This window comes from Rothia nasimurium (assembly GCF_928391935.1).
GTDB lineage: Bacteria > Actinomycetota > Actinomycetes > Actinomycetales > Micrococcaceae > Rothia > Rothia nasimurium_D.
Map to the genome: position 1 here is coordinate 15,103 of NZ_CAKMTD010000004.1, position 22,333 is coordinate 37,435.

22 protein-coding genes are annotated in these 22,333 nt (G+C 60.0%); 15 read left to right on the top strand and 7 right to left on the bottom strand.

Annotated features, from left to right (window positions below):
* The first annotated feature begins 2 nt into the window (after window positions 1-2).
* The 4 genes from L7A15_RS05720 to mnhG are packed head-to-tail and all read left to right on the top strand — an operon-like array spanning window position 3 to window position 2,997.
* Entirely contained in the window at window positions 3-1,619 is a 1,617-nt protein-coding gene (locus L7A15_RS05720) for a Na+/H+ antiporter subunit D (RefSeq protein WP_237208631.1), read from the top strand.
* Window positions 1,619-2,221: a Na+/H+ antiporter subunit E gene (locus L7A15_RS05725; protein ID WP_237208630.1), complete on the top strand. Its 603-nt coding sequence runs from the start codon at window positions 1,619-1,621 to the stop codon at window positions 2,219-2,221. The genes L7A15_RS05720 and L7A15_RS05725 overlap by 1 nt, the downstream gene beginning before the upstream one ends.
* Entirely contained in the window at window positions 2,218-2,640 is a 423-nt protein-coding gene (locus L7A15_RS10725; protein WP_336603486.1) for a monovalent cation/H+ antiporter complex subunit F, read from the top strand. Before L7A15_RS05725 ends, L7A15_RS10725 begins: the two co-directional genes overlap by 4 nt.
* Window positions 2,641-2,997: a monovalent cation/H(+) antiporter subunit G gene (gene mnhG, locus L7A15_RS05735; protein WP_237200640.1), complete on the top strand. Its 357-nt coding sequence runs from the start codon at window positions 2,641-2,643 to the stop codon at window positions 2,995-2,997.
* A 127-nt stretch (window positions 2,998-3,124) separates the two neighbouring features.
* On the opposite strand, the gene L7A15_RS05740 is transcribed toward mnhG, so the two are convergent.
* A complete protein-coding gene (locus L7A15_RS05740) occupies window positions 3,125-5,107 on the bottom strand; it encodes an OPT family oligopeptide transporter (RefSeq protein ID WP_237208629.1) in 1,983 nt (660 codons plus the stop codon).
* A 266-nt stretch (window positions 5,108-5,373) separates the two neighbouring features.
* The gene (gene pgm, locus L7A15_RS05745; protein WP_237208628.1) at window positions 5,374-7,011 is read right to left on the bottom strand and encodes a phosphoglucomutase (alpha-D-glucose-1,6-bisphosphate-dependent); all 1,638 of its coding nucleotides are present in this window, start codon (window positions 7,009-7,011) and stop codon (window positions 5,374-5,376) included.
* Window positions 7,012-7,219: 208 nt separating this feature from the next.
* Between pgm and L7A15_RS05750 the strand changes: the two genes are divergently transcribed.
* From L7A15_RS05750 to fbaA, 6 genes are all read left to right on the top strand, one after another.
* Window positions 7,220-7,549: a rhodanese-like domain-containing protein gene (locus tag L7A15_RS05750; RefSeq protein WP_237208627.1), complete on the top strand. Its 330-nt coding sequence runs from the start codon at window positions 7,220-7,222 to the stop codon at window positions 7,547-7,549.
* 107 nt (window positions 7,550-7,656) lie between these two features.
* Complete coding sequence (locus L7A15_RS05755) at window positions 7,657-9,078, top strand: anthranilate synthase component I family protein (protein ID WP_237208626.1); 1,422 nt, start codon at window positions 7,657-7,659, stop codon at window positions 9,076-9,078.
* Window positions 9,079-9,161: 83 nt separating this feature from the next.
* Entirely contained in the window at window positions 9,162-9,743 is a 582-nt protein-coding gene (gene pyrE / locus L7A15_RS05760) for an orotate phosphoribosyltransferase (RefSeq protein ID WP_237202007.1), read from the top strand.
* Between the two features lie 69 nt (window positions 9,744-9,812).
* Entirely contained in the window at window positions 9,813-10,511 is a 699-nt protein-coding gene (locus L7A15_RS05765) for a TrmH family RNA methyltransferase (RefSeq protein ID WP_237208625.1), read from the top strand.
* A gap of 242 nt (window positions 10,512-10,753) precedes the next feature.
* Window positions 10,754-12,202 carry an MFS transporter gene (locus L7A15_RS05770; RefSeq protein WP_237208624.1) on the top strand — a complete coding sequence of 483 codons (1,449 nt, stop codon included), beginning with the start codon at window positions 10,754-10,756 and terminating at the stop codon, window positions 12,200-12,202.
* A 298-nt stretch (window positions 12,203-12,500) separates the two neighbouring features.
* Window positions 12,501-13,526, top strand: a complete 1,026-nt coding sequence (gene fbaA / locus L7A15_RS05775; protein ID WP_237187810.1) for a class II fructose-bisphosphate aldolase — start codon at window positions 12,501-12,503, stop codon at window positions 13,524-13,526.
* 184 nt (window positions 13,527-13,710) lie between these two features.
* Here fbaA and L7A15_RS05780 read toward each other — a convergent pair whose 3' ends face one another.
* Entirely contained in the window at window positions 13,711-14,934 is a 1,224-nt protein-coding gene (locus L7A15_RS05780; RefSeq protein ID WP_237208623.1) for a sodium/glutamate symporter, read from the bottom strand.
* A 322-nt stretch (window positions 14,935-15,256) separates the two neighbouring features.
* Here L7A15_RS05780 and L7A15_RS05785 point away from each other — a divergent pair, with 322 nt between their 5' ends.
* The 3 genes from L7A15_RS05785 to ald all read left to right on the top strand — a co-directional run bounded on the left by L7A15_RS05785 (window position 15,257) and on the right by ald (window position 18,089).
* A complete protein-coding gene (locus L7A15_RS05785) occupies window positions 15,257-15,673 on the top strand; it encodes a DUF3151 domain-containing protein (protein ID WP_237208622.1) in 417 nt (138 codons plus the stop codon).
* 181 nt (window positions 15,674-15,854) lie between these two features.
* A complete protein-coding gene (locus L7A15_RS05790) occupies window positions 15,855-16,826 on the top strand; it encodes an Abi family protein (protein WP_237208621.1) in 972 nt (323 codons plus the stop codon).
* A 174-nt stretch (window positions 16,827-17,000) separates the two neighbouring features.
* Window positions 17,001-18,089, top strand: a complete 1,089-nt coding sequence (ald, locus tag L7A15_RS05795) for an alanine dehydrogenase (RefSeq protein WP_237208620.1) — start codon at window positions 17,001-17,003, stop codon at window positions 18,087-18,089.
* A gap of 101 nt (window positions 18,090-18,190) precedes the next feature.
* On the opposite strand, the gene L7A15_RS05800 is transcribed toward ald, so the two are convergent.
* The 4 genes from L7A15_RS05800 to L7A15_RS05815 all read right to left on the bottom strand — a co-directional run bounded on the left by L7A15_RS05800 (window position 18,191) and on the right by L7A15_RS05815 (window position 20,584).
* Window positions 18,191-18,601: a hypothetical protein gene (locus tag L7A15_RS05800; protein WP_237208619.1), complete on the bottom strand. Its 411-nt coding sequence runs from the start codon at window positions 18,599-18,601 to the stop codon at window positions 18,191-18,193.
* Window positions 18,598-19,017, bottom strand: a complete 420-nt coding sequence (locus tag L7A15_RS05805; RefSeq protein ID WP_237208618.1) for a hypothetical protein — start codon at window positions 19,015-19,017, stop codon at window positions 18,598-18,600. Before L7A15_RS05805 ends, L7A15_RS05800 begins: the two co-directional genes overlap by 4 nt.
* Window positions 19,018-19,083: 66 nt before the next feature.
* Window positions 19,084-19,506: a hypothetical protein gene (locus L7A15_RS05810; protein ID WP_237208617.1), complete on the bottom strand. Its 423-nt coding sequence runs from the start codon at window positions 19,504-19,506 to the stop codon at window positions 19,084-19,086.
* 421 nt (window positions 19,507-19,927) lie between these two features.
* Window positions 19,928-20,584, bottom strand: coding sequence for a DUF6318 family protein (locus L7A15_RS05815; protein ID WP_237208616.1), 657 nt, complete (start codon window positions 20,582-20,584; stop codon window positions 19,928-19,930).
* Window positions 20,585-20,873: 289 nt separating this feature from the next.
* Between L7A15_RS05815 and L7A15_RS05820 the strand changes: the two genes are divergently transcribed.
* Both L7A15_RS05820 and L7A15_RS05825 read left to right on the top strand, forming a co-directional pair.
* Window positions 20,874-21,923 (top strand): HNH endonuclease signature motif containing protein, encoded by a 1,050-nt coding sequence (locus L7A15_RS05820; protein ID WP_237208615.1) that lies wholly within the window; start codon window positions 20,874-20,876, stop codon window positions 21,921-21,923.
* 55 nt (window positions 21,924-21,978) lie between these two features.
* Window positions 21,979-22,314 carry a hypothetical protein gene (locus tag L7A15_RS05825; protein ID WP_237208614.1) on the top strand — a complete coding sequence of 112 codons (336 nt, stop codon included), beginning with the start codon at window positions 21,979-21,981 and terminating at the stop codon, window positions 22,312-22,314.
* Window positions 22,315-22,333 lie beyond the last annotated feature (19 nt).

A 22,333-nucleotide genomic window follows, 5' to 3' on the forward strand; every position in this document is an offset into this window, starting at 1 on the left:
CCATGGTTCTTGCCCAGCTCGCCCCCCTCTGCATCATCATTCTCTTCCTGGCCGCTGCTATCACCTTTATCTCCAAAAAAGACCGGGTGCAGCGCGTCATTGCCTTTGCCGCGGTAGCTTTCACTCTCGCCTTTGAGGCCCTCCTGCTGGCCTCGGTGTGGGACGCCGAACCCCAGACCGTCCACCTGGCAGGCTGGGAGGCCCCCTTCGGTATCACCATGGTGGTAGACCAGCTCTCGGCCCTCATGCTGGTAGTCTCATCCACTATCTCGCTGGCGGTGCTGGTTTTTGCCACCGGCCAGAACCTGCAGGACGAGGACGACGAGGTGCCCATCTCGGTCTTCTACCCCACCTATCTGCTGCTCCTGGCGGGCGTGTCGAACGCCTTCTTGGCCGGGGATCTCTTCAACCTCTACGTGGGCTTCGAGATCCTGCTCATGGCCTCCTACGTGCTGATTACCATGAACGCCAACACCCCGCGTATCCGCGCGGGCGTGACCTATGTGGTGGTATCGGTCGTGTCGTCCATGCTCTTCCTCACCGCCATTGGCTTTGTCTATGCTTCGGTCGGCACCATCAACATGGCCGATCTCTCCCTCAAACTGGGCACCCTACCCGAGGGCACCCAGATGCAGCTGCACCTCATGCTGCTGATTGCTTTCGGGATCAAGGCGGCGGTCTTCCCCCTCTCCCTCTGGCTGCCTGACTCCTACCCGACGGCCCCGGCCCCCGTGACCGCCGTCTTCGCGGGCCTGCTCACCAAGGTCGGCGTCTACGCGATTATCCGCACCGAAACCCTCCTCTTCCCCGAAGGACGCCTGGACACGCTCCTGGGGGTCGTGGCAGGTTTGACCCTGCTGGTGGGCATCTTAGGTGCCCTGGCCCAGGGCGATATTAAGCGTCTGCTCTCCTTTATTCTCATTAGCCACATCGGTTACATGATTTGGGGTATCTCGCTGGGCAACGAGCTGGGACTGACCACCGTGGTCTTCTATATTGCCCACCACATCGTGATCCAGACCGGCCTCTTCATGGTGGTTGGCCTCGTTGAACGACGGGGCGGCTCCACCAATATCCGCCGTCTCGGCGGCCTCATCAAGAGTGCCCCCGTCCTGGCCCTGCTCTACTTCATTCCCGCCATCAACCTGGGCGGTATCCCGCCCTTCTCCGGCTTTATCGGCAAGGTCGGCTTCATCGAAGCCTCCGTTGAAAACGGCGGGGCGCTCGCCTACATCAACGCAGGTATCGGCGTCCTCGTCTCCCTGCTGACCCTGCTGGCCCTGGCCCGCGTCTGGAACAAGGCCTTCTGGCGGCCCGCCAAGGAGGCAGAAGAAGCCCACCCCGACCTGGTCATGGCTGAGCACTCCGACGACCCTGCCCACTACGAGACCAAGCCGATTCCGGCGTCCATGATGGCCTCCACCGTGGCCCTGGTTGTGGTGGGTGTTGCCATCACCGTCTTCTCCGGCCCCCTCTTCCAGCTGGCTGACAACGCCTCAGACAACCTCTTCAACCCCGACGTTTACATCAGCTCGGTCTTCGGGGACGACGCCCCCACCCGGGCCGACTACCTCGAACAGCAGATCGTTGGCAACAACTCCCAGGAGGTGAACCAGTAATGAAGAAAACCCCCCTCACCGCCGGAAAAATCCTGCACTCCCTGCCGCCCTTCCTCTGGCTGGTCTTCGTCTGGTGCGCCCTCTGGCAGGACTTCTCCCTGCGTTTCATCGCCTTCGGGGCCGTTTTGGCCGGTATCACCATGGCCGTCTTCAAGCTGCCCACCCTCTACCTTTCAAACCGGTTCAACCTGCTTTACGCCGCCAGGTTCGTGGTTGAGCTGGTCTGGAACATTGCCAAGGCCAGCTTTGAGGTGATGTGGCTTGCCGCGACCTTCCGCCCGCCCCTGCGGAACTCCATTGTGGCCGTGCCCCTGCGGACCCGATCCGACCTGCTGCTGACAGCTGTCTCCCACACCATGTCCCTGATCCCCGGGTCGGTGGTGGTTGAGGTAGACCGCCCGCACTCGGTGCTTTACTTCCACGTGCTCAACATGTCTACCCCGGAAGAAATCAAAAAGTTCACCCGCCAGGTCGAATACTTTGAGGCCCTCATTATCAAGGCCGCAGGGAGCCGGGAGGAATACGAGGCCCTCGTCTTTGACGAAGCCCTCGAACAGGAAATCTCCAAGACCGCCTCGGACCCCCGAAAGGAGAACGCATGACCTGGGCTATCTGGGCTACCGGCCTCATTCTGACCCTGGCTACCTGGGGTACCGTCTACCGCATCTGGAAGGGCCCGGCCCTGCTCGACCGGGTGCTGGCATCAGACGTTTTGCTGTCTATTCTGACCGCCGCCCTCTGCGTCCTCATGATCGTGACCGACAGCCAGTTCTTCATGATCCTGATGGTTGCCCTGGCCATGATTGGTTTCGTGGGGTCGGTGACGGTGGCCCGCTTTGCCGATAACTCCAAGGCCGACGAGTCTGCCCCCGTTGCCCGTATCGCAGAGCTCCGCACCAGGGGGCGACGCCGTCGCGTCCGGGGGTCCGCCTTTGGGCCGGTGGTGCTGGCTGAGGATACCGACAAGCAGGACGCCCCAGGGGGCCACCCCGTCCGCGCTAGCCATGACCAGGGGGAATAAATGAACCTCGATACCGTCTTTGATGTTCTGACCGCCCTGTGCATGATCCTGGGGGCCCTCATGTCCCTGGGCGCTGCAATCGGCCTGGTACGCTTCCCCGACCTCTTAACCCGCCTCCACTCAGGCACCAAACCCCAGGTTTTTGGCCTCATGCTCATGCTCCTGGCGGTTGCTTTTCACTTCCGCTCCTGGGCCCTGCTGCCCCTGCTGCTGGTGATTATGCTCCTGCAGATGCTCACCATCCCCATCTCCGGGCACATGATGGGCCGCTCCGGCTACCGCAACAAGCACTTCCGCAAGGACGACCTGCGCCACGACGACCTGCGGGCCCTGGTGGACGAGGTGGAGGGGAGCTAGGGAACCTAAGCCGCCTCCGTCCGTCCCTACCCCGCAAGGGGAGCAGAAAACCAAAAAAGGACCGCGAAATATGCGGTCCTTTTTTGGTTCTCCGGTCCCCCTTCAAGAAGAGGGGGAGGGCAGGGGGCTAGGAGATGGTGGCGTCCTTCTTTGCCTTGCGGTAGAGGGCCCAGATCACCAGGATGAAGACGACCGGGGCTAGGTAGTAGCCGCCGCCCTCGACCCAGTTATCGCTGAAGATACCCAGGACCTCGGGGTTGCCTGCAGCGGCGATAATACCGGCGTTGAGCACGCCCCACAGGGATTCGCCCACGATCATGCCGGTTGCTACCAGCACGCCCATGCGCTCGGCACCCTCAGCATTGCGCTGCTTGGCTGCCCAGCGGTTGTAGAGGAAGCCCAGCAGGGCGCCGACGGGAATGATGAGGGTCAGGGCGACCGGCAGGTACATGCCCATGCCGACGGCCAGGGCAGGCAGGGAATACTTGCCCTTGGTGGTGGAGGTCAGAACCTCGTTGATGGCAATAATGACCACGCCGATGACGGCACCCAGGCCCAGCAGTTCCCAGTTGAGGGAGTTGCCGAAGATACCCTCAGCAACGCTGGAGAGCAGGGCAGCCTGGGGAGCGGAGAGGGCTTCCTCGCCCGCGCCGGGGGAGCCTGCGAAGCCGAAGCCGGTCAGGAGCAGCTGCAGGACGGGCGGGATGATGGCAGAGCCGAAGAGTACACCGACCATCAGGGCGACCTGCTGCTTCCAGGGGGTGGCACCCACGAGCTGGCCGGTCTTGAGGTCCTGCAGGTTGTCGTTAGAAATTGTGGCGATACCGAAGACCACGGCGGCGGTGAAGAGGGTGTAGGCGACCAGGGAGGTGGTGTCTGCCTCGTTGCCGATCACGGTCTTGATGAGCAGGGCGGCTGAGAGGACGACGATGATACCCACACCTGAAATGGGGGAGTTTGAGGCACCGATCAGGCCCGCCATGTAGCCGCAGATGGAGGCCACAATCAGGCCAACGAGCAGGACGTAGATGATGGAGAGGCCAATGAGGGCGCCGGTGTGGTGGGCGATGGCGGTGTCTTTGACGAAGAGCCAGAGCAGCAGGCCAACCGGGATCATGGCGCCGACGGTGACACCGGCAACGGTGGAGAAGGGGATGTCACGTTCGGTGATGTCGACGGTCTGGCCAGCTTGACGGGCGCGGGAGGCAACCAGGGAGTCCTTGATTCCCTTGACGATGGGGCCGATGATCTTGACCAGGGTCCATACCGCTGCAACTGCCATGGTGCCTGCGCCGATGAAGCGGACGTCCTGGGAGAAGGTTGAGGAGACAACATCAGAGATATCGCCGGACGCCGGCAGCAGACCTGAGGTGCGCATGGGCAGGAGCACCCCGTAGGAGATGAGCAGGCCAACGATCATGGCGATACCGACGGCCAGGCCAACCAGGTGGCCGACACCGATGAGGGCCAGGGAGAAGGAGGTGCTGACCATGGTGCCACCTGCGCCGAGGCGGAAGAATTGGGTGAAGCCGCCTGCTACTGCTTTCAGGGAGGTCAGGATCGCGAAGCCTGCTGAGGCAAGGGAGCCCCAGAGAATCATGCGCAGGCCCTTCTGGTTTTCTTCGGCAGAGCCCTGGGCGTTGCCAACCTTGAGGACTTCAGCTGCTGCTACGCCCTCGGGGAAGGGCAGGTCTGAGCCGGTGACGAGGGCCCGGCGCAGGGGGATGGAGTAGGTGACGCCCAGGACACCGCCGATGGCGCAGACGAAGGCGGTGGTCCAGTAGGGGAAGCCTGCCCACCAGCCGATCATGACCAGGCCGGGCAGAACGAAGATAATTGCTGAAAGGGTACCGGCTGCCGAAGCGATGGTCTGCACAATGTTGTTCTCCATGATGGAGTGGTTCTTAAAATTGCGCAGAATTGCCATGGAGATAACGGCAGCGGGAATAGAAGTGGCGAAGGTGAGGCCAACTTTGAGACCCAGGTAGACATTCGCAGCGGTGAATACCAGGGTGATAAGACCACCGAGGATAACAGCGCGGAGCGTAAACTCGCGGACGGGACTGGAGGAACCAGTGGGGGCTGGGGCCTCTACTTTACGTGAGGACAAGATCAACTCGTTTCCAAAAAATATGCAAATGCGGTGCGTTTCAGGTGGAGCTGCTTCTGAAACCAGCCTCAACGATACTCCTGTCGCTTGGCACATTTAAACTTCAGTGTGCATATATGCAAGAATCTGCTGAGCCTGCGCAAGGTGGTATCCCTTTTGTGAAAACGTAAAGGGCAGGGGTAAAGCCCGGTCGCTTTAATTTAAAAGAAGGGCCCCACCGGTGCGCTCACTAGAGCGGGTGGGGCCGCCGGAAATGGAGTTTGGCGTTAGGCGATGACGCTATCTACCAGCTTCTTCGCCTCAGCCTGCACTTGCGCCAGGTGGTCGGCACCCAGGAAGGACTCGGCGTAGATCTTATAGACATCTTCGGTGCCGGAGGGGCGGGCCGCAAACCAGGCGTTGTCGGTGGTTACCTTTAGCCCGCCGATAGCTGCCCCGTTGCCGGGAGCCTCCGTGAGTTTAGCGGTGATAGTTTCACCCGCTAGCTCGGAGGCGGTGACGTCCGCTGGGGAGAGCTTGGCAAGCTTAGCCTTCTGCTCGCGGCTTGCGGCGGCGTCCACGCGGGCGTAGGCCGGTGCGCCGTGTTCTGCGGCGAGTTCGGCGTAGCGTTGGGAGGGGGTCTTGCCGGTGACGGCAATAATTTCGGCAGCAAGAAGGGCCAGGATGATGCCGTCCTTGTCGGTCGTCCAGACGCTGCCGTCCCGCATCAGGAAGGAGGCACCTGCGGACTCTTCGCCACCGAAACCGATGGTGCCGGTGCTGAGGCCGTCCACGAAGTACTTGAAGCCAACGGGAACCTCAACCAGCGTGCGCCCCAGTGCAGCTGCCACACGGTCAATCATGGACGAAGAAACCAGGGTTTTACCAATACCTGCATCCGCGACCCAGCCGTCACGGTGGGTGTAGAGATAGTCGATGGCTACCGCGAGGTAATGGTTGGGGTTCATGAGACCAGCATCGGGCGTCACTATGCCGTGGCGGTCGGAATCTGCATCGTTGCCGGTGGCGATATCGTACTTGTCGCGGTTGGCAATGAGGGAGGCCATGGCGTTAGGGGAAGAGCAGTCCATGCGGATCTTCTCGTCCCAGTCCAGGGTCATAAAGGCCCACCGGGGGTCCACATCGGGGTTCACGACGGTCAGGTTCAGGTCGTAGTCGGTGGCGATACGCTTCCAGTACTCAACGGACGCCGAACCCATGGGGTCTGCGCCGATGCACACACCGGCAGATCGGATAGCGTCCATGTCGATAACTTCGCCCAGCTCAGCAACGTAGGCACCCAGGTAGTCGTAGGTGCCGGTGGTGGTAGCGGCCTTCGCCTCTTCCAGGGGCAGACGCCTAACGTCAGCGTTCTTGCCTTCCAGCAGCTCATTGGCACGTCGGGCAATCCAGCCAGTAGCGTCGGAATCGGCTGGGCCGCCGTGAGGGGGGTTGTACTTGAAACCACCATCTGCGGGCGGATTGTGGCTGGGGGTAATAACAATACCGTCAGCCTGCCCTGTAGCGTCAGGGTTGGCGTTATGCACAATAATCGCGCGGGAGAGCGCCGGGGTAGGCACAAAACCGTCCGCCTCATCCAAGAGCACAGTGACGCCGTTAGCCGCAAGAACTTCCAGGGCGGTATCCTGCGCGGGTCCAGAAAGGGCGTGGGTGTCCTTACCCATAAACAGCGGCCCGGTAATACCCTGTGCTGCCCGGTACTCAGCAATCGCCTGCGAAATCGCGGCGATATGTGCATCATTAAAAGAACTCTTCAGTGAACTACCCCGGTGCCCCGAGGTGCCAAAAGCTACCCGCTGGGCGGGGTTGGTGAGGTCTGGGGTGCGCTCGCGGTAGGCGGCGAGCAGCTCATCAATGTTGACAAGGTCTTCTGGGGTGGCAAGGGTGCCTGCACGGTTTGACATAGCCCTAATTAAACACTGAAGAACCAGTTGGACGCCGCACCTCGCCGTCCTGACGGAAAATAGGGGACGCGAGGACCTTTTATGACAGGACGCCCTGCCTACGCCCTGCGGGCAGGGGAACGCTAAGGGCTAAACCAGGGGCTTAGCCTTGAAGCCTGAGAAGGCCACGCATAGGCTGAAGGTGTTACTACGAAAGAGAGGTTCAGTGATGAACGAAGATATCCGCCAGGTCACTGTTGACGAAATCCCCGCAGGCGCTAAGATTCTTGACGTCCGCGAAGACTACGAGTGGATAGAGGGGCACATCGAAGGCGCCCAGCACATTCCCCTGGGCGAGGTGCCCGAGCGCTACGGCGAAGTTCCCCTCGATGAGGACGTCTACGTCATCTGCCGCGCTGGTGGCCGCTCCCTGCGCGCCGCAGCCTATCTCACCCAGTACGGCTTCGACGCCATCAACGTTATCGGCGGTATGGGCGCCTGGCAGGACGCCGAGAAACCCATGGTCTCAGAAAACGGCGAAACCCCGCAGGTTCGCTAGCTTGATGGTGGGTAGCTACGGTTTTACCTGCGCAAGCCACCCGTAACGCCAGCCCCGAGCCAGGCTTGCGCAGGTAAAACCTTCGCCTGTCTCGTTACAATAAGTCGGTGACCTCTCTAACCTGTCGTGCCCTGAACTTTCCGGTAGAACCAGCCGCCGCCTTCCCCGTGCTGGCTGGTAGTTCTTCCTATGCTTTTTGGCTGGATTCAGCCCGCGACGAGTCGCCTATGTCCCGCTACTCCTACCTGGGGGCACCCCTGGGTGGGGGAGTGGTGCGCTATGCGCAGCCGGGGCGGGTGCAGGTGCTGGGCCCGGACGGACGCCCCCAGCGGGTGTACGACGATAGTATTTGGCAGGTGCTCCCCGGTTTGGTGGAGGTTGCCGCCCACCCCGAGCTAGGCGAGGGTCAGGACGTCCCGCCCGCCGACGTCCTGCTGGGCGGCTATGTGGGGTATATGGGCTATGAGGCCCACGCAGACCTAGAGGTCACCGCCTTCCACAGTGAGCACCCCCAGCGGGTGGCCCGCACCCCCGATGCCCTCTGGATGCCCGCAACCCACTACCTGATCTACGAGCACGCGAGTGGGAAGGCCTGGCTGGTGGGGCCTGCTGGCTGGGTGGAAGAGACCGCGCAGAAGTTGCAGAAAACCAGTTCTTCACCTGCGTCTATAGCTGGTCAAGAATATGCTTCGCGGGTTGTTTTACCCGACTTCCCCCTGCCCGACCGCACGGACTATATAGCCGCTATTGCCACCGCCCAGGCCGAGATCGCTGAGGGCAACAGCTACGAGGTCTGTCTGACGGCTGAGACCTCCCTGCAGCTGTCCGACCCGCTGGGCGCCGATGACCTTTTGAGCCTCTACCTGGCCCAGCGGCAGGCCAATGCCGCCCCCTACGCCGCCTTCCTGCGGTGCGATGACTTCACGGTGCTCTCGTCCTCGCCCGAAAAATTCTTGACCGTCACCGCCGGGGGCCGTGCTGAAGCTAAGCCCATTAAGGGCACCGTGCCGCGGGGGGCGTCCGTCGCCGAAGATCAGCAGGCAGCCGCCTGGCTGGCGTCCGACCCCAAGACCCGGGCCGAAAACCTCATGATTGTGGATTTGCTCCGCAACGACCTCTCCCTGGTCTCCCACCCCGAGAGCGTACGGGTGCCGGTGCTGATGGGGGTGGAGTCCTACTCGACCGTGCACCAGCTGGTCTCGACCATCGTCTCCCAGCTGCGTCCGGGCATCACTGCCCTGGACGCTGTTGCCGCCTGCTTCCCCGGCGGCTCTATGACCGGGGCCCCCAAGGCTGCCACCATGGCCATTATCGACCGGCTGGAAGGCCGGGCCCGCGGGGTCTACTCCGGTGCCCTGGGCTACCTGGGCGCGGACGGCTCAGTTGCCCTCTCCATCGTCATCAGGACGCTGGTAGCCCACTCCGACGGCCTTATCACCCTGGCCGCCGGTGGCGCTATCGTCGCTGATTCTGACCCGGCCGCCGAATACGAGGAGATGGTCACCAAGCTCAAGGCAGCTACCCCTTAAAAAGTGCAAGTGCCTCCCACTTTTCCCGGGGCACTTGCACTTTTCGCGGGGTAAATATCTGCCGGTCTACTAGACTAAAAAGCATGACTAACTTCTCCACCCCCCTGCCCATTGAAGAAGCCCGCGAACGCCTGCGCGAACTCATTAGCGAACTGGCCGTCGTGCGCGGCAAGGTCGTGCTGGCCTCCGGTAAGGAAGCCGACTACTACGTCGACCTACGCCGCATCACCCTGCACCACGAAGCCTCCCGCCTGGTTGGCCAGGTCATGCTCGACCTGCTCGACTCCGCCGGAATCGAATTTGACGCCGCCGGCGGCCTGACCATGGGCGCCGACCCCGTCGGCCACGCCATCATGCGCACCGCAGGCGACCAAGGCCGCGCCATCGACACCTTCGTCGTGCGCAAGGCCCAGAAGTCCTACGGCATGGGCCGCCAGGTTGAGGGACCCTCCGTAGAAGGACGCCGCGTCGTCGCCGTTGAGGACACCTCCACCACCGGTGGCTCCGCCCTCACCGCCGTCGAAGCCCTCCGCAAGGCAGGCGCAGAGGTTGTAGCCGTTGCCGTCATCGTTGACCGCGCAACCGGCGCCAAGGAACACATCGAAGAGGTCGCGGGCGTGCCCTGCCTCTACGCCTACTCCAAGACCGACCTAGGCCTGGACTAAACTTCTAGAAAACAACGATTGCGAAGGAGCCCCCGCGTGGGGCTTCTTTGCCTTGATGAGGGGGATGGGATGAACGAAGAACACAAGGACGCCCACACCGCCGGTAACAGTAACGCGGCGGCTGAGAGCGGAACCGAGAACCTAGCAGAAGCGGAGCGAGAAGTAGGCGTCGGCCCCTGGGAAGGCGAATGGCCAGAGGGCGACCACTGGGATCCTGAGCTACTGCGCGAGGGCGACCGCCGCAACGTCCTGGACCACTACCGCTACTGGACCATGGACGCGATCATTGCTGATTTGGATACCCGCCGCCACTCCTTCCACGTCGCCATTGAAAACTGGCAGCACGACCTCAACATCGGCACTGTGGTGCGCACCGCCAACGCCTTTTTGGCTAAGGAAGTACACATCATTGGCAAGCGCCGCTGGAACCGACGCGGGGCCATGGTCACCGACCGCTACCAGCACGTGCGCCACCACCCCACCGTCGACGACTTCGTAGCCTGGGCGCGGGGTGAGGGGCTTGCCATCATCGGCATCGATATCTTCCCCGACTCCAAGCAGCTGGAAACCTACGACCTGCCCAAGGACTGCGTGCTGGTCTTTGGCCAGGAGGGGCCGGGTCTGTCAGATGAAATCCACGCAGCCGCCGAGGCAACCCTCTCAATTGAGCAGTACGGCTCCACCCGCTCCATGAACGCCGCAACCGCCGCCGGAATCGCCATGCACGCCTGGATCCGCCGCCACGAGTTTGGCCAGCGCGTCAGCTAGACCTGAGAGCGGACGCTCGCCCCGCCGGCGTCCGTCGAACTTGCCAGCTGCGCTACCTGCCGGCGTCCGCTGGTGGTGAGTGTCCATGAAAATCGCGGAGTGCCCACACGTTTCGTGGGCACTCCGCGATTCTCGTAAGCGCTTGCATTACTGCAAAATTTTCTTCATAAAGTATTAACCTTGGGGGCACCTCGGGTCTACAATGGCACTGTCAGCCCACAATAGACACGGAAGGACGCGCCATGACCACCCCACCACCCCCACCCCGCCAAGCAACAGGGGCAGGTGCGTCCAACCCCCGCAAACTCCTCACAGCCCTCCTCACCCCCCTCTTCATGGCCCTCATGGCCATCTCCGTCGTCAACGTCGCCCTCACCCCCATCGGCCACTCCCTCAACGCAGGCTCCAGCGCCACCCAATGGGTCGTCTCCGGCTACGCCCTCGCCTTCGGAGCCCCCCTGGTTGCCGCCGGACGAATCGGCGACGCCACCGGCCGCCGCCGCATGTTCATGATCGGCGTCGCCCTCTTCACCCTCGGCTCCCTCCTCAGCGCCACCGCCCCCACCATCGAAATCCTCATCGCCGCCCGCGTCCTCCAAGGCCTCGGCGCAGGCTTCTTCAACCCCCAAACCACCGGCATTATCCAAGCTAACTTCACCGGCCAGGCTCGCGCCCGTGCCTACGGCATGTTTGGAACCGTCGTAGCGCTCGCCGTCATTGTCGGCCCCGTCCTCGGCGGCTTCCTCATGCAAATCTTCGGTGACGCCCTCGGCTGGCGCATGATGTTCCTGGTCAACGTACCCATCGGCCTAGCTGGGCTGCTCCTAGCCCGCATCTGGGTGCCCAACGACACCGCCGCCCCCTCTGACAAGCCCGCCCACCTCGATCTCGACCCCGTCGGCATGACGACCCTGGCCCTCGCGATCCTGGCCGTCCTCTTCCCCTTCGTCGAACGCAGTGGCAACCTGCTCGTCTGGGCAACCCTGCCGGTAGGGCTGGCCCTGCTCATCTTCTTCATCACCTGGGAGAAACGCTACAAGAGGGCCGGCCGCCCACCCATGCTCGACATCGACCTCGTCACCCAGCCTGCCTTCCGCAACGGAATCATGATCGTGACCCTCTACTTCCTCGGCAACACGAGCGTCTGGCTGGTCCTACCCATCTACATCCAAAACCACCTGGGTCATAGCGCCCTGACCGCCGCCCTCATTACCATCCCCTCCTCCCTGCTCTCTGCCTTCGCCGCCCCCTGGGCAGGACGCCGAGTGCTCGGCATGGGCCGCCGCATGGTCATGCTGGGCTTCGGCCTCTCCCTCACCTCCATTCTGGCCACCATGCTCACGATCACCCCTGTGGAGCAGGGCCTCCTGCCGGTCTGGGCCCTGGCGGTGCCCCTGATCCTGATTGGTGCTGGTGGGGGCCTCGTCATTTCTCCCAATCAGACCCTCACCCTGGCCTCCGTGCCACCCGCCATTAGCGGCGTGGCAGGCGGGGTGCTCTCCCTGGGCCAGCGCATGGGTACCGCTATCGGCACCGCCATCATTCCCTCGATTCTCTACGGCCTGGTAGAGGCAGGCGCCCACTGGAATGTCGGGCTCATAGCCTCCTTTGGCGCTATCGTTCTCACCCTTTCCCTCGGCCTCTCCTTCACCATCGCCGACCGCCGCCGGGAACTCCGCGAAAGCGCCTAAGAGCCCCGGGGCGCAACTGGGCACAGAAACCCATAAAAACCCAACCAATCAGCCACAGATAGCCCCCAAGACCCCACCTTAAGGTGCAAAACACCCCCAGAACCCCATTGTTTTCTGTGGGTTTATGCCCGAAATTAATGTGGGAAACCTACCCTTTCAGGCCGAGCCCTTGGTAAACTGAAAAGCAGGCAGGAGCCCGCCCACCCCGCGTCCTCACCCCAGAGCGACGCCCCCGGCGCGGCCCCAACTCACCGCGGCCGCCAACCGGGCGGCCCCACAGACCACCAAGGAGTCAGGCATGCCTATCGCAACCCCTGAAGTCTACGCAGAAATGCTCGAAAACGCCCGCGCCAAGGGCTTCGCATACCCCGCCGTCAACGTCACCTCATCCCAGACCCTGAACGCAGCCATCCGCGGCTTCGCAGAAGCAGGCTCAGACGGTATCATCCAGGCTTCAACCGGTGGTGCAGCCTACTGGTCAGGCCCCAACAAGAAGAACATGGTTGTTGGCTCCCTCGCCTTCGCCGCCTACGCCCGCGAAGTTGCCAAGCAGTACGACGTCAACATCGCCCTGCACACCGACCACTGCCCCAAGGACAAGCTCGAAGACTTCGTCCTGCCCCTGCTGGCAGAATCCGAAAAGGCTGTAGCCCGCGGCGAAGACCCCATCTTCAACTCCCACATGTGGGACGGCTCCGCCATCTCCCTCGAAGAGAACCTCGAAATCGCCCAGCAGCTGATCGAGCGCACCTCCAAGGCCAAGCAGGTTCTGGAAGTTGAGATCGGTGCCGTTGGTGGCGAAGAAGACGGCGTTGAAGGCGCTATCGACGACTCCCTCTACACCACCGTTGAGGACGCCATCAAGACCGTTGAAGCTATCGGCCTGGGCGAAAAGGGCACCTACATGGCAGCCCTGACCTTCGGTAACGTCCACGGCGTTTACAAGCCCGGTAACGTTCACCTGCGCCCCGAACTGCTCAAGGAAATCCAGACCGAGGTTGGCGCCAAGTACGGCAAGGGCGAAAAGCCCTTCTTCCTGGTCTTCCACGGCGGTTCAGGCTCCACCGAGCAGGAAATTGCAGACGCAGTGTCCTACGGTGTTATCAAGATGAACATCGACACCGACACCCAGTACGCCTACACCCGCCCCGTTGCGGACCACATGTTCCGCAACTACGACGGTGTGCTCAAGGTTGACGGCGAGGTCGGCAACAAGAAGACCTACGACCCCCGCGTATGGGGTGCAGCTGCTGAAGCTGGTATGGCTGCCCGCGTTGTTGAGGCTGCCCAGCAGCTCGGCTCCGCTGGTACCTCCGGCAAGTAAGCCCTGTAGCTAGGAACCTCCTGGCATTCTCAAAGGCCGGCTCCCGCTTGTGTGCGGGGGCCGGCCTTTTGAGTGCGCCTGCCGCCGAATGTGCCACTTACTCCCGAGCGGGGCAGTTAGAGTGGCACATTCGGGAATAAGTGGCACATTCGAGATACGGGGAGGGGCGGACGTTCGCGCCCGGCTAGACGATGGACAGGAAGGTCATGATGTTCACCAGGTTGGTGAAGTCAATGAACATGCCACCGACAATGGGCAGGATAAAGAAGGCCAGCTTAGAGGCCTTGTACTTGGTGACCAGGGAGGCCATGTTGGCGATGCCGTTGGGGGTTGCGCCCATGCCGAAGCCGCAGTGGCCAGCGGTGAGGATAGCGGCGTCGTAGTCTGCACCCATGGCGCGGAAGGTAACGAAGTTAGCCCAAACCCACATGAGCGCAATCTGGGCCAGGAGCAGCACGATGAGGGGGATAGCCAGCTCAGCCAGCTGCCAGAGCTGCACGTTCATAAGCGCCATTGCCAAAAAGACGTTGAGGCCGATGTTGCCCAAAACTTCGACTTCTTGCTCGGGCACGAGCTCGTGGTATTCCTTGGAGTTGCGGCGGTCGCTGATGTAGCGCAGGGCGATGGCGATGATCATGGGGCCCATGTAGCTGGGGAAGGCGGCGCGGTCGGTGAGCTGGCCGACCAGGTAGTTGAGGGCTTCGGTCAGGTAGCTGCCGATGAACATGGCGACCAGGATCATGATGAAGCCGTGCAGGATGCTGTCGGCGTCGAGCTTGCGGGGGCGTACTTCCAACAGGGCGGTGTTGATGTTGACCTGGTGGGAGGATTCTTTTTCAAGCAGGTTGTGCTTGATGATCAGACGGTTGGCAAGGGGGCCGCCCATGAGTGAACCGGCGATGAGGCCGAAGGTTGCTGCGGTGTAGGCGACGGTTTCTGCGCCGGTGACGCCGGAGGCCTCAACGAGCGGGGCGATACCGCCGGAGACGCCGTGGCCGCCGGTCATGGGGGTGGAGCCGGTCATCAGGGCCAGGGCGGGGTCGACGTTCACGACGGGGGCCAGCAGGACGGCCACAATGTTCTGGGCGATACAGAGACCTGTTGCAACCAGCAGGAAGAGACCGACCTTAGAACCAGCTGACTTCAGCACCTTGAGGGAGGCTCCGTAGCCCACCGAGGTGAAGAAGATGACCATGAAGAAGCTCTGCAGGGTGGTGTCGAACTTGATTGTCAAAACCCCGGTCTGGTTGAGCACCAGGTTGACCAGGGAGAAGAGGAAGCCGCCGATCACGGGTGAGGGGATAGCGAAGCGCTGGAAGAAGTAGAAGCGGTTCTTAATCCACATACCGAGTAGGAGTAGCATTACTGCCCAGCCGGCGGACTGAACCATGGTCAGTTCAAGCGTCATAGGGGTCTTTCTGTAATTGTGTGATTGCGTGTTTCCGCTTCGTCGGGGAATTTTGACCTTTCACACTATACGGGACGCCTTGGTGTGGTGCGGCTGGGTTTTCATCATAGTGAGGTGCGCGGACGCCTCCCGTCGGCAGGCGCGGGAGTAGCTGGCGGGCGGAGCTAGGCCTAAATACAAAAAGGCGGTTTTTGGGAGTTAGGGGCGTCGGGTGATGGTGCTATCTCCCACAATGGGGTGTTTTTGGGAGATAGGGCTCTACTTTCCCTGAGCACGCGTAGACTTTTTGTAGTTACAAGAATTTGAGTTGAATGGAGTAACCATGTCACTTGCTGGTAAGAACCTGCTGGACGGCCCCGCCCCCACTTTCCTGCCCGAAGAGCCCGAGCTGACGGCCCGCGTCCGCGCCGGTGAGGCCCCCGCTGACCTTGCGCAGGCCTTCCCCAAGTCCTCCCTGGCCTGGGCCCTGCTAGCCGAAGAAACCCTGAAGACTGGTAAGACCCTTGAAGCCTACGCCTACGCTCGTGTGGGCTACCACCGTGGCCTGGACGCCCTGCGCGGCAACGGTTGGCGCGGGCACGGCCCGATTCCGGTTAGCCACGAGCCCAACCGGGGCTTCCTTAAGGCCCTGCTGATTCTGGGCCAGACCGCCGCCGCCATTGGTGAGGTGGACGAGGCTGAGCGTATCGAGAAGTTCCTGAACGACTCTGACCCGGCTGCCGCTGCAGAGCTCGCTTAGGTTTGTATCTAGGTTTTCCAGTGGCTCTAGATGTTGAGCAGATTACCTTAAGCAGGCTCAACACTCGAGCAGAAATCGGGTAGACTATAGAGCAACATTCATCCCCGTTGCGTACGGTCCTTTGTGACTGGCTGATCCGTTAGCCGTGTACGCTACGGGGATTTTTCTATAAAATTTAGACATGATTCTGCCTTCAGATCTGGCGTCACAACACCCTCCGCAGCGTACCAAACCATGGCTTGATATAGACCAACAGGTAGCCAAACTAGAGATGCGTGGGTTGCCTTTGGACGATTCACAGCGGGTTCTTTTGGCCAACTTTCTTGCGCACCAGAACTACTACCGTTTCAGCGGTTACTTTAAGCAGTTTATGGAACCTGCTCCGGCTGATGAGTTCAAGCCGGGAACGACTCTCGAACAGCTTCTGACGGTCTACTCGCTTGATGATCAGGTGCGGCTACTTGTTTTTCGTGGTGTGCAGGTGATTGAACCAATTATTAGAACACGGGTAGCTTTTCGCCTGGCTGAAGGGTCAGAAAATGGTCCTACCCGCTATCTTTTGAGGAGCGCCTACGAGCCCTCCCGCCCTAGTAACCTGCCACCTCGTGGAATGCCCTTAGATGCTTGGCAGGCTAAACACGCGGGTCTTACTCGCAGCCGTGAATCTTTGATGAGAAGCATTGAAGACACCTTGAATCGCGAGGAACTGTATCTTCAGCACTTTGTGAATCAGGGGCAGCAGGTTCCTTTGTGGGCAATGGTTGAGGCGATGTCTCTCGGGGATCTCTCCAAGATGGTGAGCACCTGGAAAGATACCAATCAGATACAGCGTCTGATGGATGATCTAGGGTTTACACGAGCTGAGGAACTACGTCGAGCTATTGGTAACGTAAATTTCTTTCGGAATCTAGCCGCTCACCACAACCGGCTGTGGGGGAGGCGTCTTACCCGCCCTGTTGCAAAGTCACCGTGGAAAGGTGCAACAGGTTTAGAGTATTCAGGATTACCGGTGGAAGCCCCCGTTCATATTCTGCGTCTGCTGTCTGATTGGGTGGACCATATTCAGGGAAACCAGACGTATTCAACTGAGCTATGGCGGCTTATCAGTAGCGATGCAACGTATGAAGGAGGAATGCTTTTCCCGTCCCTATAGATGCCTTCAAATCTCCGACCCGGCTGCCGCTGCAGAGCTCGTCTAGCCGCCGTCCGCCCCGGGTTTTCTATGAATATGAAGAAAACCCGGGGCGGTTTGTTTTTGTTCAATAAAAGGGAGTAGGCTGACTAACGCAATAGTTTTCAACGACGAAAATGAATGGGAGAACCCCACATGCGTATTGGCGTACCCCGCGAAATTAAGCCCCAGGAGCAGCGCGTCGGCCTCACCCCGGACGGCGTGCTGGCTCTTGTGCAGGCGGGCCACGACGTCCTGGTTGAGAAGGACGCCGGGCTCGGCGCAGGCTTTTCCAATGAGGAATACGAGAAGGCCGGGGCTACCCTGGTGTCTCAGGACGACGCCTGGGGCCGGGCTGAGCTGCTGGTGAAGGTTAAGGAGCCGATTGAGCCTGAGTACAAGTACCTGCGTGAGGACCTGACCCTTTTTACCTACCTGCATCTGGCTGCAGATAAGCCCCTGACCGAGGCCCTGCTGGCTACGAAGACCCGCGGTATTGCCTATGAGACGGTGCGTAACGGCCGGGCCCTGCCCCTGCTGCTGCCCATGAGTGAGGTTGCGGGCCGTCTGGCGGCTCAGGCTGCTGCCCAGTACACCATGGGCACTGAGGGCGGCCAGGGGCTCTTGCTGGGTGGTGTGCCCGGGGTTGCTCCGGCGCGGGTTGTGGTGCTGGGTGGCGGTAACGTGGGTACCCATGCGGCCCAGCTTTCGGTGGGGCTTGGTGCTGAGGTCACTATCCTTGAGGGGTATGGCCCCCGTGTGCGTGAATTGGCCGAGCGTTTTGGGTCTACTGCCCGCGTGCTGAATTCTACCCCGGCGAATATTGAGCGTGAGATTGCTGGGGCTGATGTGATTATTGGGTCGATTCTGGTGCCGGGTGCGAAGACTCCTAAGATTGTGCGCCGGGAGCACCTGAAGATGATGAAGCCTGGGGCGCTACTGATTGATGTGGCGATTGACCAGGGCGGTTGTTTTGAGACCTCCCGCCCCACTACCTACCAGGATCCTATTTTTGAGGTGGACGGCATCCGTCACTACTGCGTTGCCAACATGCCCGGTGCTGTGCCCCGCACCTCGACTATCGCCCTGACCGACGCTACCCTGCCCTACGTGTTGAAGCTGGCTGCTGGTGTGGACGAGGCCCTGGCCAACAACCCTGACCTGGCCCTGGGCCTGAATACGGACGCTGGCAAGATTACTTTTGCCGGCGTTGCTGAGGCTTTCCCCGAGCTGCCTGCCGCCTAGGTCTTAGAGGTAGCTTAAGGGTGCGGACGCCCGCCCCTGCTTTTCTGCCCAGCGGCAGGGGAGTGGGGCGTGGGCGTCCTTTGTGTATTTCCGGTACTGGTTTAGCGGTTGGATGCGTGCTTACCCTCGTAGCTGGGAAGTACAGGCATAGCCCAGCGGAAGAGCGCGAAAGCGACCAGCCCGGTGATGGCCTGGTTGGCGACTGTGCCTGCGATGCTCTGTGTGAAGGGCGCGGGGAGGAGAACCTCGTGCACCAGAATGGTGGTGCCGACTAGCAGGGCAATGATGAGGAGTGCCGCTCCGAGGGAAATCAGTGCAGGTTTCACTGGCTTGAAGGTCTTGGGTAGCGGCATGAAGGTAATCCCGATATAGATAATGAGGATGCTAGTCATTCTGAACCAGACACTGTCAATGTGGTCTGCCCAGGCGATGAAGCTGAACCCGAAGGCTGTGATCAAAGACGGCCAAACCGGCGCCCCGAAGACTAGGTTCTGGGTGGTGGAATCAGTCATGAGCGGTTCTCTTCAATGGGGTGGTAGCCGGGGGTGACGAAGCGGTGGAAGATGAAGGTGGTGGCTGCCAGGAGGGGGAGGCGCCAGGTGGCGCTGGCGGGGTCGTCCAGGCCGGGGTAGAGCAGGGCGAGGATGGCCACGACAAAGACCGTCTGGGAGGCGTAAGCGTAGCTGGCGGGAAGGGTCCGTTTCGCTGAGGACATGCGGCGGTTGGTGTAGATACCGAAACCTACACAGCAGAAGGCAAGAACCATGGTGAGCAGGTTGGCTTCGAACGTGAGGCTGGCTGCGAGAGCCGTCATGAGGGCGGTGATGGTGAGGGCTTGTGGCCAGCTGCTGCCGATACGTTCCTCGTAGGTGTAGGGCGCGGACGCCTGCTGCACGGCCGGGCGGGACTGGATGGTCTGTTCGGTCATGGGAATCTCCTCCTTGAGATTTCTACCAGTATAGGGCCGGGTGGGCTTGTCAGGCTAGGGTGCCTGTTAGTTGTTGGTGGGTACGACGGGTTTACTCTTATGAATCCAGGGCATGGTGAACCGGGCTGCCATGGTGAGGGTGCCGAAGCTGCTGATGAGGCTTGCAAGGCTTGACCAGGCGTCTGTTTCTGGCGCGGTGAAAATAAGCCAGATTAGGGTCAAGAACCAGATGACAAGAGTTGCGAGGAAGATAGCGGTGTAGCTGGTGCGGGTGTATGGTTCGATGCGGTCGTATTTGAGTTTGGACTGATCTTGCGTGTGCCAGATGGGGATGAATATGAGCGGGAAGAGCCCAGCTAAGTAGCCGTGTCCAGCAAGTATGACGGCAAGCATGCCTGTGTATATGGCTGCGAGGAGAAGGGACGGCCCCCAGGGCGCTCCGTTGGCCTGGTAGCCAACTTTTTCGATGGGCTGTAAGGGTGTTGTCACGTGCTGTAACCTCCTTGTTGCTCACCCCAATTGTATCATTGCTTACTATTTTGTGGGGTGGAGAAAAGGTCGCAACCTGCTGGCTGCGACCTTTTCTCATTACACACACATTATTTCGCACCTATCCCTTGCGGGAGGGGCTCAGAGGTACACACATTCTCTGAAAGGATGATTGCTCATCGCTGCGAGATTCTCACTCTCTTGAGGTGGCGGGGTTTTCTCTCCCCGTCCTCATGTCTATAACTATGGCAGGTGAACCTTTGAGAAGAGTTCGGGAAAGCCGTGCGAAACCTAAGAAAATAGTTTCAGGGTGAAGTTTTTGGGTTGGTTCTTGCTGGGGCTATTGTCCGTCGAAGATGTGGGCGAATTTTTGATGGTAGAACAACGGCTAGAGCGAACGCGCAATATGTCCTGCGATTTTTTAGTTCACTACCTTGGCAGCCAGGACTTTCCAGGAGCCGTCAGTATATTTCAGGCGCAGATCAATTCCTTTATAGATGGAATCGGAATTGTCGTATGCTCTTGCTTCATTATTGACCCAGAGTACAGTGTTTTCGACTTCGAAGTTCGACCCTATCGAGTACTCGCTGTTGCCGTGTGAGATGAGTAGGTCCTTGTTGTAGTGGATGGTTCGGTTTCCTCCGATGACCCATCCGCCTGATTCATAAATTGTGTGCAGGGAGTCATAGTATTTTTGCTCTTGTTCAAAGGAGTCATCGACCAGGTTGCGAATGCTTGATACGTCACCGGTTTGGTTGGCGTAGTTTCGCATGTCGTTCCAGTAGGTGATGAATAGGAGCATAGCTTCGGTGCTTTCGATATTCATGTCTTCTGGCGCGACTGGTTTGGGGACGTTTTGGGCTGGGCCGTGTTCGTCTGCTGCCCGGTATTCGCCTTCGGGGGCTTCGGCGTCGTCTGAGTGGGCCTGGCTGGGTGAGGTGCTGGCTTGAGCCGGGGCTGTGGGGCTGGTTGTTGCGATGTTGCTTGTGGCTGGTTGTGCGGAGCTGCAGCCAGTGATGAGGAGGGGAACAATCGCTAGGGTGGCGACGAGGGCGGTGTGGGGTTTGGGGGTGTTCATAGGGTTGGGTGCCCTTTCCTGTGACGTCTTTGTTCAGGGGTTTGTTAGGCCCGCTGGTAGCTGCAGCGTGTGGGGTGCGCCTGTGGCTTGGGCCTTTAGTCTTTAGTTTTATCGGGCGGGAGCAGGGCATGCAAGCAAGCGGCGTTTTATATCTGGGCGTTACGGGCAGGCGGGCTGGGGCGTCTACAGGTCGGTAGGCGGGGTGAAGTGCGTACTTTCTGAAAGACTGCCTTGGTTGAAATCTGTGAGATGTGCTGCAGACGTCCTAGCTTTTAGCTATGCTGCATGTATGGCGACTACATCGACGTTTAGCTTTAAGCCAGATATTGTTTATCCCAGCCTGACTATCCCTGTTGACTATGAGAAACGCAAGGTCTGGCTCTTCCGTGCCCTACCAGATGAAGATAATCGGAGGGCCTCTTCTGGTTTGGTGTATGACGACGAGCTGGAGTCGCACTATTCGTTTACTAATCGGGTGATTAACCATAAGCGGGTGAAGCCCGGTGACCTGGTTCTGCTGCGTGATAACCAGGTCTTGTTGGGGGCGGCTGTTGTGGAGAGTCTGAATATCAGGCCTTATGTTCATGAGAAATTGTGTTGTCCCCGGTGCGGTAGCAGTAAGCTGACTCTCCGCAAGAGACAGCAGGATTGGCGTTGTGATGGCCCGTGCTTGAAGCGGGATGGGCTTGATCCTGATGTGAGGTCTTCGGCTAATCCGGTTGTTCAGCATGAAGAAGGGATGTCGTATACCGCTGAGTTTGGTGATACCTGGTCAGATTTGGCTGGGGCTTTGGTTGCGTCTGAAATGCCTATGCTTTCTGATAAGTGGAATAGGCAGAACAGTATTGTTGAGTTGAACCCGGTGAAAGTGTTGCGGTTTTTTGATTCTTTGCGGTTTTCCTTGCGGAGTCAGGTCAGTGTTGTGGAGGGGGCTGCGTCGCAAGCTGTGCAGGGTGGTTTTGTTGAGCGGACGGTGAGGGCTCGGCGGGGTCAAACTCAGTTCCGTGCCCAGCTCGTCCAGAAGTTTGGTGCTCGGTGTGCTTTTACTGGCCCCTGCTATTTGGCGGCTTTGGACGCGGCGCATTTGTATTCGTATGCTGACGTGGGGGAGCACAAGGACGGCGGTGGTTTGCTGATGCGGAGTGACGTGCACCGTTTGTATGACAAGGGGCTGATGGCTGTGACGCCGAAGAACCGGGTGGCCCTGCATGAGGATTTGTTGAAGAGCCAGTATGCCAAACTTCAGGATCAGGTTTTGCAGGTTCCTGTGGGGCGGGAAGAGAAAATGCTCCTCGCAAAGCATTACGAGAAGCATTCAGCTCATTTAGTGGTTGGTTAGAACTAGAAAAGATCGATAGTCTCATACACATAGACCCCCAATATCAGAAGAGGCTATGGAGATGGGTGAAAAATTAGGTAGCTTTCAAGGGACTGAACCAGGCCCCCTCTATCCGCTTAATATGTCTCGGGTCCTGTATGCACTTCAGCCATCTAATACCTGCAAAGTGCATACAGACCTCACCCTCTGTGGCGACCGGTTTGCTGAAGATTACAGGATAGATACCCAGACCGGTCAATGCATGAACGCCGGTTGGATATTTCTTGATAGCTACTACTACATTGCCAGCCAGGACCGGGCGGAAGTTCTTTGTCACCAACTCTGGGGGATGGGGCTTGAAGAAAAATACGATGATTCTTGTGACGATGTGTATTACACGGAGTGGGAGTAGAAAAGCGCTCTTGCTAAAT